This is a genomic window from bacterium, assembly GCA_019637795.1.
Lineage (GTDB): Bacteria > Desulfobacterota > Binatia > HRBIN30 > CADEER01 > JAHBUY01.
The window spans coordinates 1,059,454-1,073,369 of record JAHBUY010000001.1; the positions used below are offsets into that span (position 1 = coordinate 1,059,454).

Annotated in this window: 18 protein-coding genes; 2 read left to right on the top strand and 16 right to left on the bottom strand. The window is 72.7% G+C overall.

Going from position 1 to position 13,916, the window contains the following annotated elements; all coding sequences use genetic code 11:
- Positions 1 to 27 precede the first annotated feature (27 nt).
- The gene (locus KF840_04450; GenBank protein ID MBX3024142.1) at positions 28 to 1,563 is read left to right on the top strand and encodes a bifunctional 3-(3-hydroxy-phenyl)propionate/3-hydroxycinnamic acid hydroxylase; all 1,536 of its coding nucleotides are present in this window, start codon (positions 28 to 30) and stop codon (positions 1,561 to 1,563) included.
- A gap of 24 nt (positions 1,564 to 1,587) precedes the next feature.
- On the opposite strand, the gene KF840_04455 is transcribed toward KF840_04450, so the two are convergent.
- Complete coding sequence (locus KF840_04455) at positions 1,588 to 1,926, bottom strand: DUF2834 domain-containing protein (protein ID MBX3024143.1); 339 nt, start codon at positions 1,924 to 1,926, stop codon at positions 1,588 to 1,590.
- Between the two features lie 225 nt (positions 1,927 to 2,151).
- Here KF840_04455 and KF840_04460 point away from each other — a divergent pair, with 225 nt between their 5' ends.
- Positions 2,152 to 3,162: a hypothetical protein gene (locus tag KF840_04460; protein ID MBX3024144.1), complete on the top strand. Its 1,011-nt coding sequence runs from the start codon at positions 2,152 to 2,154 to the stop codon at positions 3,160 to 3,162.
- Between the two features lie 46 nt (positions 3,163 to 3,208).
- Here KF840_04460 and KF840_04465 read toward each other — a convergent pair whose 3' ends face one another.
- From KF840_04465 to KF840_04535, 15 genes are all read right to left on the bottom strand, one after another.
- Positions 3,209 to 3,553, bottom strand: a complete 345-nt coding sequence (locus KF840_04465; GenBank protein MBX3024145.1) for a hypothetical protein — start codon at positions 3,551 to 3,553, stop codon at positions 3,209 to 3,211.
- A 209-nt stretch (positions 3,554 to 3,762) separates the two neighbouring features.
- Positions 3,763 to 5,154, bottom strand: coding sequence for a sigma-54-dependent Fis family transcriptional regulator (locus KF840_04470; GenBank protein ID MBX3024146.1), 1,392 nt, complete (start codon positions 5,152 to 5,154; stop codon positions 3,763 to 3,765).
- A gap of 263 nt (positions 5,155 to 5,417) precedes the next feature.
- The gene (locus KF840_04475) at positions 5,418 to 6,602 is read right to left on the bottom strand and encodes a BON domain-containing protein (GenBank protein MBX3024147.1); all 1,185 of its coding nucleotides are present in this window, start codon (positions 6,600 to 6,602) and stop codon (positions 5,418 to 5,420) included.
- 22 nt (positions 6,603 to 6,624) lie between these two features.
- The gene (locus KF840_04480; GenBank protein ID MBX3024148.1) at positions 6,625 to 6,780 is read right to left on the bottom strand and encodes a DUF3309 domain-containing protein; all 156 of its coding nucleotides are present in this window, start codon (positions 6,778 to 6,780) and stop codon (positions 6,625 to 6,627) included.
- A 40-nt stretch (positions 6,781 to 6,820) separates the two neighbouring features.
- On the bottom strand, positions 6,821 to 6,988 hold the full coding sequence (locus KF840_04485; protein ID MBX3024149.1) for a CsbD family protein: 168 nt from the start codon (positions 6,986 to 6,988) through the stop codon (positions 6,821 to 6,823).
- Positions 6,989 to 7,260: 272 nt separating this feature from the next.
- Positions 7,261 to 8,343: an AI-2E family transporter gene (locus tag KF840_04490; protein ID MBX3024150.1), complete on the bottom strand. Its 1,083-nt coding sequence runs from the start codon at positions 8,341 to 8,343 to the stop codon at positions 7,261 to 7,263.
- Positions 8,344 to 8,407: 64 nt separating this feature from the next.
- Positions 8,408 to 8,578, bottom strand: coding sequence for a YtxH domain-containing protein (locus tag KF840_04495; GenBank protein ID MBX3024151.1), 171 nt, complete (start codon positions 8,576 to 8,578; stop codon positions 8,408 to 8,410).
- Positions 8,579 to 8,708: 130 nt separating this feature from the next.
- Positions 8,709 to 9,056, bottom strand: coding sequence for a hypothetical protein (locus KF840_04500; GenBank protein MBX3024152.1), 348 nt, complete (start codon positions 9,054 to 9,056; stop codon positions 8,709 to 8,711).
- Positions 9,057 to 9,067: 11 nt separating this feature from the next.
- On the bottom strand, positions 9,068 to 9,253 hold the full coding sequence (locus KF840_04505; protein MBX3024153.1) for a hypothetical protein: 186 nt from the start codon (positions 9,251 to 9,253) through the stop codon (positions 9,068 to 9,070).
- Positions 9,250 to 9,468 (bottom strand): hypothetical protein, encoded by a 219-nt coding sequence (locus KF840_04510; GenBank protein MBX3024154.1) that lies wholly within the window; start codon positions 9,466 to 9,468, stop codon positions 9,250 to 9,252. Before KF840_04510 ends, KF840_04505 begins: the two co-directional genes overlap by 4 nt.
- Positions 9,465 to 9,842 (bottom strand): hypothetical protein, encoded by a 378-nt coding sequence (locus tag KF840_04515; GenBank protein MBX3024155.1) that lies wholly within the window; start codon positions 9,840 to 9,842, stop codon positions 9,465 to 9,467. Before KF840_04515 ends, KF840_04510 begins: the two co-directional genes overlap by 4 nt.
- 41 nt (positions 9,843 to 9,883) lie before the next feature.
- Positions 9,884 to 10,060 carry a DUF1328 domain-containing protein gene (locus KF840_04520; GenBank protein ID MBX3024156.1) on the bottom strand — a complete coding sequence of 59 codons (177 nt, stop codon included), beginning with the start codon at positions 10,058 to 10,060 and terminating at the stop codon, positions 9,884 to 9,886.
- Between the two features lie 138 nt (positions 10,061 to 10,198).
- A complete protein-coding gene (locus tag KF840_04525; protein MBX3024157.1) occupies positions 10,199 to 11,569 on the bottom strand; it encodes an MATE family efflux transporter in 1,371 nt (456 codons plus the stop codon).
- A gap of 10 nt (positions 11,570 to 11,579) precedes the next feature.
- A complete protein-coding gene (locus KF840_04530; protein MBX3024158.1) occupies positions 11,580 to 12,593 on the bottom strand; it encodes an endonuclease/exonuclease/phosphatase family protein in 1,014 nt (337 codons plus the stop codon).
- Positions 12,594 to 12,677: 84 nt separating this feature from the next.
- A complete protein-coding gene (locus tag KF840_04535; GenBank protein ID MBX3024159.1) occupies positions 12,678 to 13,634 on the bottom strand; it encodes a D-2-hydroxyacid dehydrogenase in 957 nt (318 codons plus the stop codon).
- Positions 13,635 to 13,916: the final 282 nt, after the last annotated feature.

Genomic DNA, 13,916 nt, shown 5'->3' on the forward strand with positions numbered 1-13,916 from the left:
CCGTTGATCCCTCACGCCACGGCTGACATGGCGCCGCGCGACTACGACATCGCGATCGTCGGCTACGGACCGGTCGGCGAGACGCTGGCCATTCTGCTCGCGCAACGCGGTTGGCGGGTCGGCGTCATCGAGAAACAGGCCGCCGCCTACCCGCTGCCGCGCGCCGTCCACTTCGACGAGGAGGTGGCGCGCATCTTCCAGGCGGCGGGCATCGCCGACGGCTTCGCCGGCCTGACCGAGACCGCCGACTGGTACGAGTGGCGCAACGGCGACGGCCAGACGCTGCTCTGCTTCCGCGCCGCGCCGCTCGGGCGCAGCGGTTGGCCGGAGGCGAACATGTTTCCACAGCCGGAGCTGGAACGGCTGCTCGACCGCCGGGCGCGCGCGCTGCCGACGGTCGCCGTCGAACGCGGCTGCGAGGTGGTCGCGCTCGCAGCCGACGACGCCGGCGTCACCCTGCGCGCGCGCCGCGCCGACGGCGAGACGCTCGAGGTCCGCGCCCGCTTCGCCGTCGGCTGCGACGGCGCCAACAGCTTCGTCCGCTCCTGCATCGGCTCGACCGTCAGCGACCTCGGCTTCTTCTACGAGTGGTTGATCGTCGACGTCCTCCCCAACCAGCCCACGGTGTGGAGCCCGCTCAACATCCAGATCTGCGATCCGGCGCGACCGACGACCATGGTCTCCGGCGGCCCCGGCCGCCGCCGCTGGGAATTCATGCGCCTGCCCGGCGAGTCGATCGAGGAGCTGAACACCGAGGCCACGGCCTGGCGGCTGCTGGCGCCGTGGGACGTGCGCCCCGACAACGCCCGCCTCGAACGCCACACGGTCTACCGCTTCCAGGCCCGCTGGGTGGAGGGCTGGCGCCGCGGCCGGGTGCTGCTCGCCGGCGACGCCGCGCACCAGATGCCGCCGTTCGCCGGCCAGGGCATGTGCGCCGGCGTGCGCGACGCCGCCAACCTGGCGTGGAAGCTCGACCTCGTGCTCGCCGGCGCGGCGCCGGCATCGCTGCTCGACAGTTACGAGCCGGAACGCGTCCAGCACGTGCGCATGATGATCGGCGTCTCGATGGAGCTCGGCAAGATCATCTGCATCGCCGACCGCGACCAGGCCGCGGCGCGCGATCGCGCCATGCTCGCCGCCCGCGCCGGCGACCAGGTCCAGCTTTCGCCGATCCTGCCGATCGGGTCCGGCATCACCCGCGACGGCGATCCCACCGCCGCCCAACTCTTCATCCAGCGCCGCGTGCGGCGCGGCGGCGCCAGCGGGCTGTTCGACGACGTCGTCGGCCGCGGCTGGATCCTGCTGGCCGCCGACCGCGAGGCGCTGGCCGGTCTCGACGCCGACGCGCGCGCCTTCCTGGCATCGATCGGCGGCCGGGCCGTGGCGCTGGGCGACGATCTGGACGACGCCGACGGGGCGTACGGCGCCTGGTTCGTCGACAACCGGGTCGCGGCCGTCCTGCAGCGCCCGGACTTCTACGTGTTCGGCAGCGCCGCGACCGCCGCCGAGGTCGGCCCGCTGCTGGCCGACCTGCGGCGCAAGCTGGGAACGCGGACGGCCTGAAACGGGCCGTCCGCGTGCCGGTGATCAGCGACTGCCGAGCGCCACGCGCCGCGGCTCGAGCGCCGGCGCCTCGTCGCCGCCGGTGCGCAGCAGATAGAGGAGCGGGCCGATGCTACCGAGGATGAGGCCGACGACCAGGTACGGCACCACGGCGATGCCGCGCCGCTCCGCGTCGCGCCACATCCAGATCCCGACCATCGTCAGCGCGATCACCAGGTCGACGCACACCAGAACGCCCGGCAGGGTCGACAGCGCCTCGCGCATGATCCCCATGTAGCTGTACCCGTACGCCACCAGCACGTAGACATTGAGCGCCGCGAAGCCCGCCAGCACGCTGCCGATCAGCCACTGTTTCTTCGTCATCCTGTAGCTCCTTTCCGCCGGCACGGGGGCCGGCGCCATGGGTGTGCCGAGGAGGCGTTTCAATCGCCGTGCCGGCGCTCGGCGGCGGCGAGCGCCGCCGGCCCAACGCGCGCCGCCTGGCGGCGTGTTGCGGCGCGGCAACATCGGCGTTGCCGCGCGGCAACGGCGGAGCGGCCGGCGCCGCGCGATTCCCTTCCCGCAGCGGCGGTGCGAAACTTGCGGGCGATGCCGCTCATGGACACCGACGCCGCGACCGGCGCCGTCGACGACGGCGATCAGTACTGGCACGGCCTCCGCCTGCGCTGGTGGGGCCTGGCGCTCGGCCTGGCCGGCGGCGTGGCCGACATCGTCGGCCTCTCGCTGGCGGGCGTGACCTTCGCGGTCAACGGCTGGGACGCGCGGCCGCTGCTCGCCGTCTATTTCGGCGTGTCATTCGCCGTGCTCGGCTTCCTCGTCTGCTACCTGGTGGAGAGCCGGCGCCGCGACCGGCGGACGGCAGCGCTGCTGCAGGCGCAGACCGCGACCGTCGCCGCGTGGCGCGCCCGCGTCGCCCAGAGCGACAAGCTGGCCGCGCTCGGCCAGCTCGCCGCCACCATCGCCCACGAGGTGCGCAATCCGCTCGCCGTCATGCGCTCGGCGGCGCAGACCCTCGGCGACACGCTGCCCGCGGCCGACGGCGGCGCACGCCAGGCGAGCGCCTTCATCATCGCCGAGATCGACCGCCTGGCGAGCGTCGTGAGCTCGATCCTCGCCTACGCGCGACCGCTGCAATTGGCGCCGCGGGCCGTGGCGGTCGATGACCTGTTCGACCGCGCCCTGCTGCTGGCGCGCGACGACCTGGCGGCGCGACGGGTGGACGTCGAACGCGCCGACTGTTCCGCGCTGCCGCCGGTCCACGCCGATCCCGATCTGGTCACGCAACTGCTGCTCGGGCTGCTCGCCAACGCCGCCGATGCGATGATCGCGGGCGGCCGCCTCCGACTGACGGCGAGCAGCGCGCGCGGCGCGGTGCATCTGCACGTGGCGGACTCGGGTCCCGGCGTCGCGCCGGAGCTGCGCGAGCGCATCTTCGAGCCCTTCTTCACCACCCGCAGCCGCGGCACCGGCCTCGGGCTCGCGGTGGCGCGGCAGATCGTCGAGGCGCACGGCGGCCGCATCGAGGTCGGAGACAGCGAGGGCGGCGGCGCCCGCTTCACGGTGACGCTGCCCGCCGCCGCCGCCGAGCTCGCCGCCTGACGCTGATCGCGGCGCTGGCCCTCTCTCGTCGGTCCTCGGCGCCTGCTCACGCCGCCTCGGCAGCGCACGCCGCCGGCGCCGAGAGATCGAGCAGGTGCTCGCGCACCGCGGCCGGGGACAGTTGCAGCGCCTCGCACAGGTTGACGAACGAGAACGGCCATTCCCGGTCGTCCGAGGTCAGCCACTGGTAGGCGCGGACATAGAGCCGCTGCCGCGGCCCGCGACGCGCGTACCGATTGGCGCGCAGATCGTGCGCGGCCATGCCGATGACCGCGGCCGCCAGCGTGCGCTCGGGACTCTCGCCACTCCCCGCCCAGAGATCGCGGAACTGGACCGGCAGCAGTGAGGTCAGGGGCAGGAAATCCTCGGCGAAGCCGGGAATTCGCGGCACGTCGGACGATCTCGGGACGGAAACACGTCGGCTCATGAACCCTCCTCCAGGTTACGTGTCTGGCGGTGGGTCGTAGAAAGAATCGCGCCAAGGCGCCCCGTCACCTGCGAGGCGCGCTCACCCCACGGCGATGCGTGGTGAACCCGGTAAGCGGTCCAGCGGAGCCTGTAGAATTTGCCGATCGGGCGCAGCGCCGCGCACGGGCGCGCTCACTCCGTCCCGCGCCCCGCCTCGGCGCGGTAGGCGGAGAGACGGTTGTAGAGCGTCTTCAGACTGATGCCGAGCATCTCGGCGGTGCGCTGCTTGTTGCCGGCGCAGTGCGCCAGGGTGGCCTCGATCAGTCGGCGCTCCGCCGAGGCCACCGTGCTGCCGACGGCGATGGCGATCGAGCCCTCGTTCGCGCTCTCCGGGCCCGTTCGCGACGGGCCGCCGTTGCGCGGCGGCGCGCCGCCGAGCTGATCCGCGATGTGCGCCAGCCCCAACTCACGGTCGGCGAGGATGTAGGCGCGGTGCACCAGGTTCTTCAGCTCGCGCACGTTGCCGGGCCAGGCGTGCTCCTGCAGGCGCCGCAGGGCGGCGGCGTCCCACGTCTTGGTGGTGCCGTTGGCGGCATTGAGCTCGCCCAGGAAGTGCTCGGCGAGCACGCCGATGTCGCCGCCGCGGTCGCGCAGCGGCGGCAGCACGACCGGGAAGACCTTGAGGCGGTACCACAGGTCCTCGCGCAGCTTGCCGGTCGCGACCGCCTCCTCGGGCACGCGGTTGGTGGCGGCGATCACCCGCGCGTTGACGCGGATCGATTCCTCGCCGCCGACCCGCACCACGCTGCCGGTCTCGAGCACGCGCAGCAGCTTCACCTGCAGCTCGATCGGCATCTCGGTGATCTCGTCGAGGAAGAGCGTGCCGCCCTCGGCCTGCTCGAACACGCCGCGGTGCTGGCGCTCGGCGCCGGTGAAACTGCCCTTCTCGTGCCCGAACAGCGTCGTCTCGATCAGGTTGACGGCGACGGCGCCGCAGTTGACCGGCACGAACGGACCGCGCCGGCGGCGGCTCAGCTCGTGCACCGCCTGCGCGACCACCTCCTTGCCGGTGCCGCTCTCGCCGATGATGCAGACGGTGGCTTCGGTGGGCGCGACCTTGGAGAGGAGATCGTAGACCGCCCCCATCGGCGCCGAGTTGCCGACCAGCGGCCCGAAGCGTCCGAGGCGGCGCAGCGCCGTGCGCAGCTCGCCTATCTCCTCCGTCAGCTCTCGGGTGCGCGCGACGTTGCTGAGGATCGCCTTCAGTCGGCCGAGATCCAGCGGCTTGGTGAGGTAGTCGGTGACGCCGCGGCGCAACGCCTCGACCGCCGTGTCGACGCTGGCGTGTCCGGTCATGAGCACCATCGCGGCGCCACACGCGGCGACCTCGTCCAACAGGTCCATGCCGCTGCCGTCGGGCAGCACCAGGTCGCACAGCACCAGCTCGACCGGTTGCTCGCCGAGCCGCTCGCGCGCCTCGGCGACGCCGCGCGCCGCAACGGTCTCGAAACCTTCTCGCGCGACCAGCTCGACGAGCGCTTCGAGGGACGGGGCCTCGTCTTCGATGATCAGAGCGCGTGGCACCAGCCGGCAGTCTCGCGAATGCTCCTCGCCGGCACAAGAGGCCCCGCGAGGGTCAATGGGTCCCGGGCGGCTCATTCCCTGCCGGGGGCGGGGAAGGGCCGCCATGTCAGGCCGCGCACCGTCGTTCACCGTCGCCGCCGATGATCCGCTCATCGTCGGCAATCGAGGCATCGGACATCTGGGACGGCCGCGCGGCCGCGCGGCCGTCCCAGTGCCCCCGGCCCGCCCCCAGCGGACCGGGGGGCCCGCGTCTCGCTGTGCCCTCAGCGCGACGCGTGTGTCGCGTCGACCCGGAGCGAGTCGACGACCGAGCGGACGCCATCGGTGGCGCGAGCGATGGTCAGCGCCTGCAGCCGCTCGCTCTGGCTGCCGACGGTGCCGGTGAGCCGCACCGTGCCGTTGCTGACCTCGACGTCGATATCGTGGCCGATCGCCGCGTCCTTCTCGAGCCGATTCTCGACCCGGGTCCTGATGTCCGCGTCACTCGCCGCCACCGCCTTCTCCGCCCTGGCTGGGACGATGGTCAGCTCGTTCTTCACGCTCCTGACGCCGGAGACCTCACGCACCTCGGCCTCGGCGGCACGCTTGGCGGCGGCGGTGGGGACGCTGCCGAACAGCGTCACCCGGCCCTCGTCGGTGTCGACGTTGATGTCGGACGCCGGCGTCTGGCTGTTGGCCATCAGGCGCACCTTGGCGGCGCTGGTGATCCAGGCGTCGGTCATGGTGCCGGTCGCCGCGCGGCCGGCGTCCGCGACCGAGCCCGCCGCGGACTTGCCGGCTTCGGCCGCCCCATGCGCCACCTTCTTGCTCGCATCGCCCACCGCCGCCGCGGAATCGCGCGCCGCGCCGGCGACGGTGTTGCCGGCCTGCCGCGCCGACTCCTTCGTGTCATGCCAGATCTCGCTGTCGCTCAACGTGTCCGGACCGGTGATCTCGCTTGCCACCGCGCGCACGCCGGGCACCGCGCTGGCGATCTCGAGCGCGCGCAGGTGAGCGGTCATGGTCTTCGCTTTGCCCGACAGCACCACCGTGCCGGCGTTCACCGACGCGACGTCGATGTCGCTCTCGTCCAGCGCGCGGTCCCGCTTCAACGCCGCGGCGACGTTCGACTTGATCTGTTCGTCGTTCGCGGCCACGGCATCCTGCCGCGTCGGCGCCACCACCTGCAGGAGGTCGCGCACCGCGCGCACGCCCTGCACCTGCCGCGCCGCCAGCTCGGCCTTCGCCTTCTCGTTCGCGGTGTCGACCGTGCCGTGGAGCGTGACGCGGCCGTCGATGGTGTCGACGTTGATGGCATTGGCGTGGACGCCGCTCGTGGTGAGCAGCGTCATCTTCACCTTGGTCGTGATCCAGGCGTCGGGCGTCGCCGCGCGCGCCGGGGCGCAGACGGCGACGGCCAGCGCCAGCGCGGCGGCGGCGCACACCGAGTATCTCCAATCATGTCTCATGACGTTCTCCCTTCCCGGGCGCTCAGACGCGACCGAGCAGAACGAGGATCAGCAGCACGACGACCACGATCCCCAGCGCGCCGCTCGGCCCGTATCCCCACCCGGAGCTGTACGGCCAGGCCGGCAGCGCGCCGAGCAAGGCCAGGATCAGCACGATCAACAGGATGGTCATCAACATGGAATCGAACCTCCCGGCGCTCGGCGCGCCGCGTTGGCCGTCAATCGTTGGCGGCGTTCTTCACCCGGTCAACGGTCCGGTCGACAGCGTCTTTCACCTTGCCGGCGACCTGATCGCGCTTGCCCTCGCGCTTCAGCTTGTCGTTGCCCGTCAGTGCGCCGGCCGCTTCCTTGATGCGGCCCTTCGCCTTGTCCATCGTTCCACTCATATGGTCCTCCTTCGTTCGTTGCGTTGGCGTCGTGCGCCAGCGTGCCGGGGCAGAGAGCAGTCGCTGTGCCAATCGCCGCCGGTCGCGGCAGGGCGTGCGTGGCGAGCGGCGCGTGGACACGCGGACGGTAAGACCGGTCGGTCGCCGGTAAGAGTTACGGCGCCGCCGTTGCCAACGTCGCCGCGCGGCATCGCAAGGCGCCGCGGCGGCCAACGACACGTGTCGGGGAGCATCCACCTGCGGGAGGGCCGCGCGGGCGCGCGGCCAACCGCTCAATTGGACAGGAGCTCGCCCACCATCGAGAGCGATGGCACGTAGTCGCAGACGATCTTCGCGGTCATCAGGATCGGCATGGCGATCAGAGCCCCGGGGATGCCCCAGATCCAGCTCCAGAACAGGAGCGTGATCAGCACCACCACCGGGTTGAGCGTGAAGCGGCGGGACAGGACCGCCGGCGTCACCAGGTAGGCCTCGACGGTGGTGATCGCCAGATAGGTCGCCGGCGGCGCGATCGCCTCGCCGAGCGTGTTGAAGGTGATGAGCGACGCGGCGGCGACGCAGACGATGCCGACGCCGGCGCCGATGTAGGGAACGAAATTGAACATGGCCGCCAGGGCGCCCCAGAGGAGCGGGTTGGGCACGCCGTAGAGGGCCATGGCGCTCGCGACCCCGACGCCGACGCCGAGATTGATCAGGCTGACGGTCAGCAGATAGCCCGAGATGTGGTCCTGCAGCTCGCGCGCCATGGTGAGCAGCAGTTGGCGATCGCGTCGCGTCGGCAGCACGCGCAGACACTTGCGCAGGAAGAGATCGCCGGACGCGAGCAGGAAGTAGGTCAGCACCAGAATGATGCCGAGGCCGGTCAGGACCTCGGACGTGCTGGCGAGCAGCAGCGAGCTCAGGCTGCCGCCGCCCTGCACGGCGACCAGCCGCGGCGTCTCGCCGACCGTGGCGATCTGCTCGACGCGGCTCGTCGCCTCCTGCACGTCGGCGACGGTCTGCTTCACCACCCGGAGGCGCGTCTCGATGCGGCGCAACGCCTCCGGCGCGGCGGCGAACCAGGTCGCGGCCGGCCCCGAGAGCGCGTAGATCCCGTAGCCGGCGACCGACGCCAGCCCGAGCAGCACCACCATCGCGCCAACCGCCTCCGGCAGGTACAGACGGCGCAGGGCGCGAACGATCGGCCAGAGCACCAGGCTCAGCAGGATCGCCAGGACGACGGGCAGGATCAGGACGCGGGCGATGAACAGGGTGTAGAGGACGGCGAGGACGAACAGCCCACCGACGGCGGCGCCGAGCCGCCGCGGCGGTGGCAGGTCGGCGGCGACTTCGGCCGCCGACGCGATCACTGCCACCGGCGTTGACACTGCGTCGCCGGGAAGCGCAGCGGCCTCTTGCGGAGCGGCCGTGGCCACGCGGTCAGTTGTCGGCTTCGAGCTCGTCCGCCGCGGCGCCCACCCGCTCGCGCAGCTCGTTCGCGCGCTCGCTGATCTCCTCGCGCAGCTCGCGGCCGCTGGTCGGCGCCAGCAGGAGCGCCAGGCCGGCGCCCACCAGCAGCCCGGCGCCGAACAGCGCCAGGCTCGGCGCCATCTCGGCGCCGGCACCGCGCCGCGGCGGCAACCCGAGGGCGCGAATGATGTCCTCCGCGGCCGGCAGACTGCCGGCCAGTTTGCTCATCTCCATCGTGGTCTCCTTTCGCTGGCGAGTGGAATTGCCCGCCTCAACGCGCCGGCGCCGTCCCGGCGGCGCTGGCGGCGAGGTTGGCGATCGCGCGCTCGAGGGCGACGCGGCCGCCGCACAGGAGCAGACGGCTGACGACGCCGCGCGGCAGTCCGCCGCCGAGCACGTAGCCGAGGCCGGCGGCGACGGCGATCACCACGTAGGGCTGCCGTTCGAGCTGCTGACGCGCGACGGCGCGGCAATCGCCGACCAGCGCGTGCAGCGTGCCGCGCATCTCGCTCAGCTCGCCGGTGAGACGCCGCGCCTGCCGCTGCAGATCGGCCATCGAGTCATCGTGTCCGTTGCCGCGGTCGGCGACCTCGCGAACGCGCGCCCTCTGTTCGGCCATGATCGATCTCCTCAGCGACGCAACAGGCGGCCGAGGAGGAAGCCGGCCGCGAGCGCGCCGGCGATGACGGTCAGCGGCTGCGTCCGCGCCGCGCGGCGAAGCCGCCGATCGAGCGCCGACAGCTCGGCGCGCACGGCGTCGAGTTGCTCGTGCCACTGCCCGTCCGTCGCACGGTCGAGAATCGGTGTCGTGTTCACGAGTCCTCCCGTCTCTGGCCCGCGCCGCCCAACCAGCAACCGAGCAGCAGCGCGCCCAGGATCCATGGCGCGGGATCGTCCGCGATCCGCTCGCGAACGTGCGCCAGCAGTGGTCGCCGCACCGCGTCCTTGAGCTCGGCGACGGCGCGATCGAGCTCGCGCTCGTGGCGCGCCACCGACGCGAGCAGCTCGACCCGGCGTTCCTCGGTCGTCATGGCTCGGACGCCGGCGCGATGGCGCTGAGCTCGAAGGCGCCGACGCGGCGCAGGCTGCGCCCGATCAGCGCCGCGCCGGCGGCGGCCGAGGCGAGCGCCACCGCGACCAGGCTCGCCGCGAACGACCATCCCAGGCCGCGCTGCAGCTCCAGCGCCAGCGCGACGACGATCGCGCACCAGGCGCCGGAGAGGAGCACCGTCGCCGCCGCCATCGCCACCGCGGTGCGGACACCCAGGCTCACCAGGCGGAGCACGTCCAGCCGCGCCAGATCGAGGCGGTCGAGCAACACGCGCTGCCCGGTCTCGACGACGCGGAAGGCAGTGTCCGCGAGTCGTGGCGGCCGCCGTTGCAGACGCACCGGTGTCGAGGGCATCGGGCCACCGCGTCCTTCGGACCCGCGAGCGCGGCCGCTCCTCAGACCTGCGGCGGCCGCCCGCGCACCAGGCCGAGCAGCAGCGACACCAGGAAGACGATGAGGAACAGGCCGAAGAGGACTTGCGCGATGCTCGCCGCCGTCCCCGCCACGCCACCGAATCCGAGCACGCCGGCAACCAGTGCCACGACCAGGAACACCAACGCCCAGTACAACATCTGAACCTCCGTGGATCGAAGAGTCTCGTCGCGGGGCTGAGCAAGGCGCGGGCCAGCGCCGCCGCCTGACGGGCGGTCCGCCGGAACGCCCCGACGCTCGGACGTGGCCGGTAATCGTTACCGGCCACCGGGAGGAAGCTACACGCGCCGGCGCGCCCAGACGCTGATCAGCGTCAGCGCCACGGCGATCAATCCGGCGCACAGCCCGATCCACAGGCCGGCGACGCCCCAGCCGACGCGGAAGCAGAGCGCGACGCCGATCGGCAGGCCGATCAGCCAGTGCCCGGCGAGGTTGGCCAGCATCGGCGTGCGCGTGTCGCCGACGCCGCGCAGCACGCCCGTGGCGACCACCTGCAGGCCGTCGAACAACTGGAAGGCGGCGGCGACGCCGAGCAGCGTGATGCCGATCGCGATCACCTCCGGGGCATCGGTGAAGACGCGCAACACCAGGCGCGGCGCGCTGACGAAGACGACCGCCGACGCCGACATGAACGCCGCGCCGAGCAGCAGCGCCGCCCAGCCGGCGCGCCGCGCCGCCGCCGGCTGCCGGCGCCCCACCGCGTGACCGACGCGCACCGCGGCGGCGGCGGAGACGCCGAGCGGCACCATGAAGGTGAAGGCCGCGGCGCTGAGGGCGATCTGGTGCGCGGCCAGGGCGCTGGCGGTGAGCGAGCCGGCGAGCACGGTGGCGGTGGCGAAGACGCCGCACTCGAGCAGCATCTGGGTCGCCGCCGGCAGGCCGAGTCGCGCCAGACGACCGAGCAGCACGCGATCGGGTGCCCAGCGCAGCGGCGCGCCGCCGCCGGCCCGCCGTTCGAGGCGCCACACGGTCACGACGAGGAAGGCGAGCATGTACACGCGCGAGGCGCAGGTCGCCCAGCCGGCACCGACCGCACCGAGCGCCGGCGCGCCCCAGTTGCCGAACACCAGCAGCCAGCCGGTGACCGCGTTGATCACGTTGGCGCTCACCAGCGCCACCATCACCGGCCGCACGCATCCGATCGCCTGCAGGTAGCGACGCAGGGCGGCGAAGAGCAGCAGCGGCAGCAGGCTCCAGATCAGCGTCCGCAGGTACGGCCGCGTCGCCACGGCGACGTTCGGCTGCAGGCCGAGGCGATCGAGGTTGGCCTCGACGACGAACAGCACCGCGGTCAGCACGGCGCTGACCAGCACCGCGAGGTGGAGGCCCTGCACCAGCGCCCGTCGGCCGTCGTCGGCGCGACCGGCGCCGAACGCCGTGGCGACCAGATAGTCGAGGCCGAGCAGCATGCCGATGCCGGTGATGGCAACGGCGAAGAAGAGGTGGCTGCCGATGCTGACGGCGCCGATCGCTTCCGCGCCGACGCGGCCGACCAGCATGGTGTCGACGAGGCCCATCGCCATCCAGCCCAGCTCGGCCGCCGCCACCGGCCAGGCGAGCGCGAACATCGGCCCGATCTCGGTGCGCAGCGCCCGCGCCACCGTGGAGAGGGAGGCGGACAGCGGGTCGGCGGCGACGATGCGACCCATGCGGCGACGATCAGTCGCAGTTGAGATCGAGCTGGACGCCCTGGTGATCCGAGGGCCAACAGATCGGCAGCGGCGCCGCGCCGCAGCGGCGATGGAACGGATTGGGCGCCGCGGCGAAGAGCCCGGTCGCCGTGCCGTCGCCGTCGTCGTCGCGCGGCCCGTCGAGACGGTTCGCGCACAGCGCCGTGTCGCGCGCAGGGATGACGAAGATGAAGTCGATGCGCTCGACCTCGTTGGAATCGCGCGACTCGAGCTCGCTCAGGTTCTCGTCCTCGCGGCCGGAGGTGCAGCCGCGTCCGGTCCGCGCATCGCACTCCGGATTGCCGCTCGCGAGATGGACGTCGATCCAGCCGCGGTCGACGAACTGCCGGTACTCGAAGCTGCCGGGCTCGGCGTTGAAGTCGCCGCCGATCAGCACCGGCGCCGCGTCGCCGTGCGTGGCCTCGATGTACTGCGCCATCTGCACCGCCTGGCACTGGCGCCGCGTCTGCGCGCCGGCGTCCACGCACGCCGCGGGACAGGAGGTGTTCGCGGCGCAGGGCACCGTCGCGCCGTCGCTCCCCGAGGCGAGGTGGGTGGAGTAGACGTCGACCGGGCCGAGCGCCGGATGGTCGATGCGCGTGTGCACCACCTTGCGGAAGCCGGGAAAGAGCGGCTGGCTGGCGATCGAGAGGACCGGATAGCGGCTGAGGATCGCCGACTCGTCGGGACCGAGGCGATCGGTCGCCACCCTGACCTCGTAGGTGAACGGACACGGCCCGGCGGCGCCGGCCTGCAGCAGCGACAGCGCGCCGCTCCACACCTCCTGCAGGGTGACGACGTCGGGACACCCGCTGCGCGCGATCCACTGGAAGAGCAGGTCGATGCGATCGGCGAGACGGCAGTTCGCCGTCTGCGTGCACATGCCCGAGGTGCCGTGCAGGATGTTGAGCTGCGCCATGGTGAGGTCGCGCGACGGCGCGCCACCCCCGGAACCGCCGCCGCAGGCGGCGAGGAGCAGGAGGACGAGGAGCCAGCGGCGCATGCGAACGACCTTGCCACGCCGCCGCCGGCGAAGGCCAGGGTCGGCGAGGCGGCACCGTCGCGAAGGACCGCGCGCGCGGCCGTCTCAGCTCACGATGTTGACCGGCGAGCCCGCCAGGAAGGCGCGGACGTTGCTCACCGTTGCCGCCATGAGGCGGCGGCGGGCGGCGAGGCTCGCCCAGGCGATGTGCGGCGTGACGACGCAGTTCGGCGCCTGCAGCAGCGGGTGGTCGGGCGGCGGCGGCTCGCGCGACAGCACGTCGAGCGCGGCGCCGGCGAGGCGCCCCTCGGCGAGCGCCGCGGCCAGCGCCGGTTCGTCGATCAGGCCGCCGCGCGCGGTGTTGAGCAGCAGCGCGCCGGGACGGACGCGCGCCAGCAGCGCGGCGTTGACGAACGCGGCGTTGTCCTCGGTCAGCGGACAGTGGAGGCTGATGACGTCCGCTTCGGCGAAGAGATCGGGAATCGTCCGCCAGCCGTCGGGCGGCTCGCCGCCCGCCGGTCGCTCCAGGCGGCTGCTCGCCAGCACCTTCATGCCGAGGGCGCGGGCCAGACGCGCCACCTGGCGGCCGATGCGGCCGTAGCCGACGATGCCGAGCGTCTGCCCGGCGAGCGCCCGCGGCGGCGTCAGCCAGAAGCAGAAGTCCGGCGCCTGCGACCAGGCCCCCTCGCGCACGGCGCGCGCATGGTCGCCGACGCGGTGACAGAGCTCGAGCAGCAGCGCCAGCGTGTGCTGGGCGACGTCGACGCTGCCGTACACCGGAACGTTCGCCACCGGCACGCCGCGGGCCCGCGCCGCGGCGACGTCGACGACGTTGTAGCCCGTGGCGAGCACGGCGATGAACCGCAGGTCCGGCAGGCGCGCCAGCGCCGCGGCGTCGATCACCGTCTTGTTGGTGAGCACGATCGCCGCCCCGGCGGCGCGCGCCACGACCTCCCCCGGCGGCGTGCGATCGTGGACGGTCAGCTCGCCGAGCTCGGCGAGGTCGTCCCAGGGATTGTCGCCCGGATTGAGCGTGTAGCCGTCGAGCACGACGATGCGCATGCGGCGCGTCGGTAGCACAGGCGGGGGGGCGGCGGTAACGGCCCCTCGCCGCGGCGGCGCCGCGCCCGGCCTTGCCCAAGAATTCGCTGCTCCCGCGAGGCAGCCCCAGGTTGTGAGGTTGCTAGGTCGTTGGTTGTTGGGCCTGAACGGCCTCTGAGACCAACAACCTAACCTTGATGAGACAGAAAACTCCTCACCACGGAGGCACGGAGACAGGGAGGGCTCGGTGCCATCGCGAAGGCGCGGGACCTCTTCTCACTCCATTTCCAATGAACTTTGGGA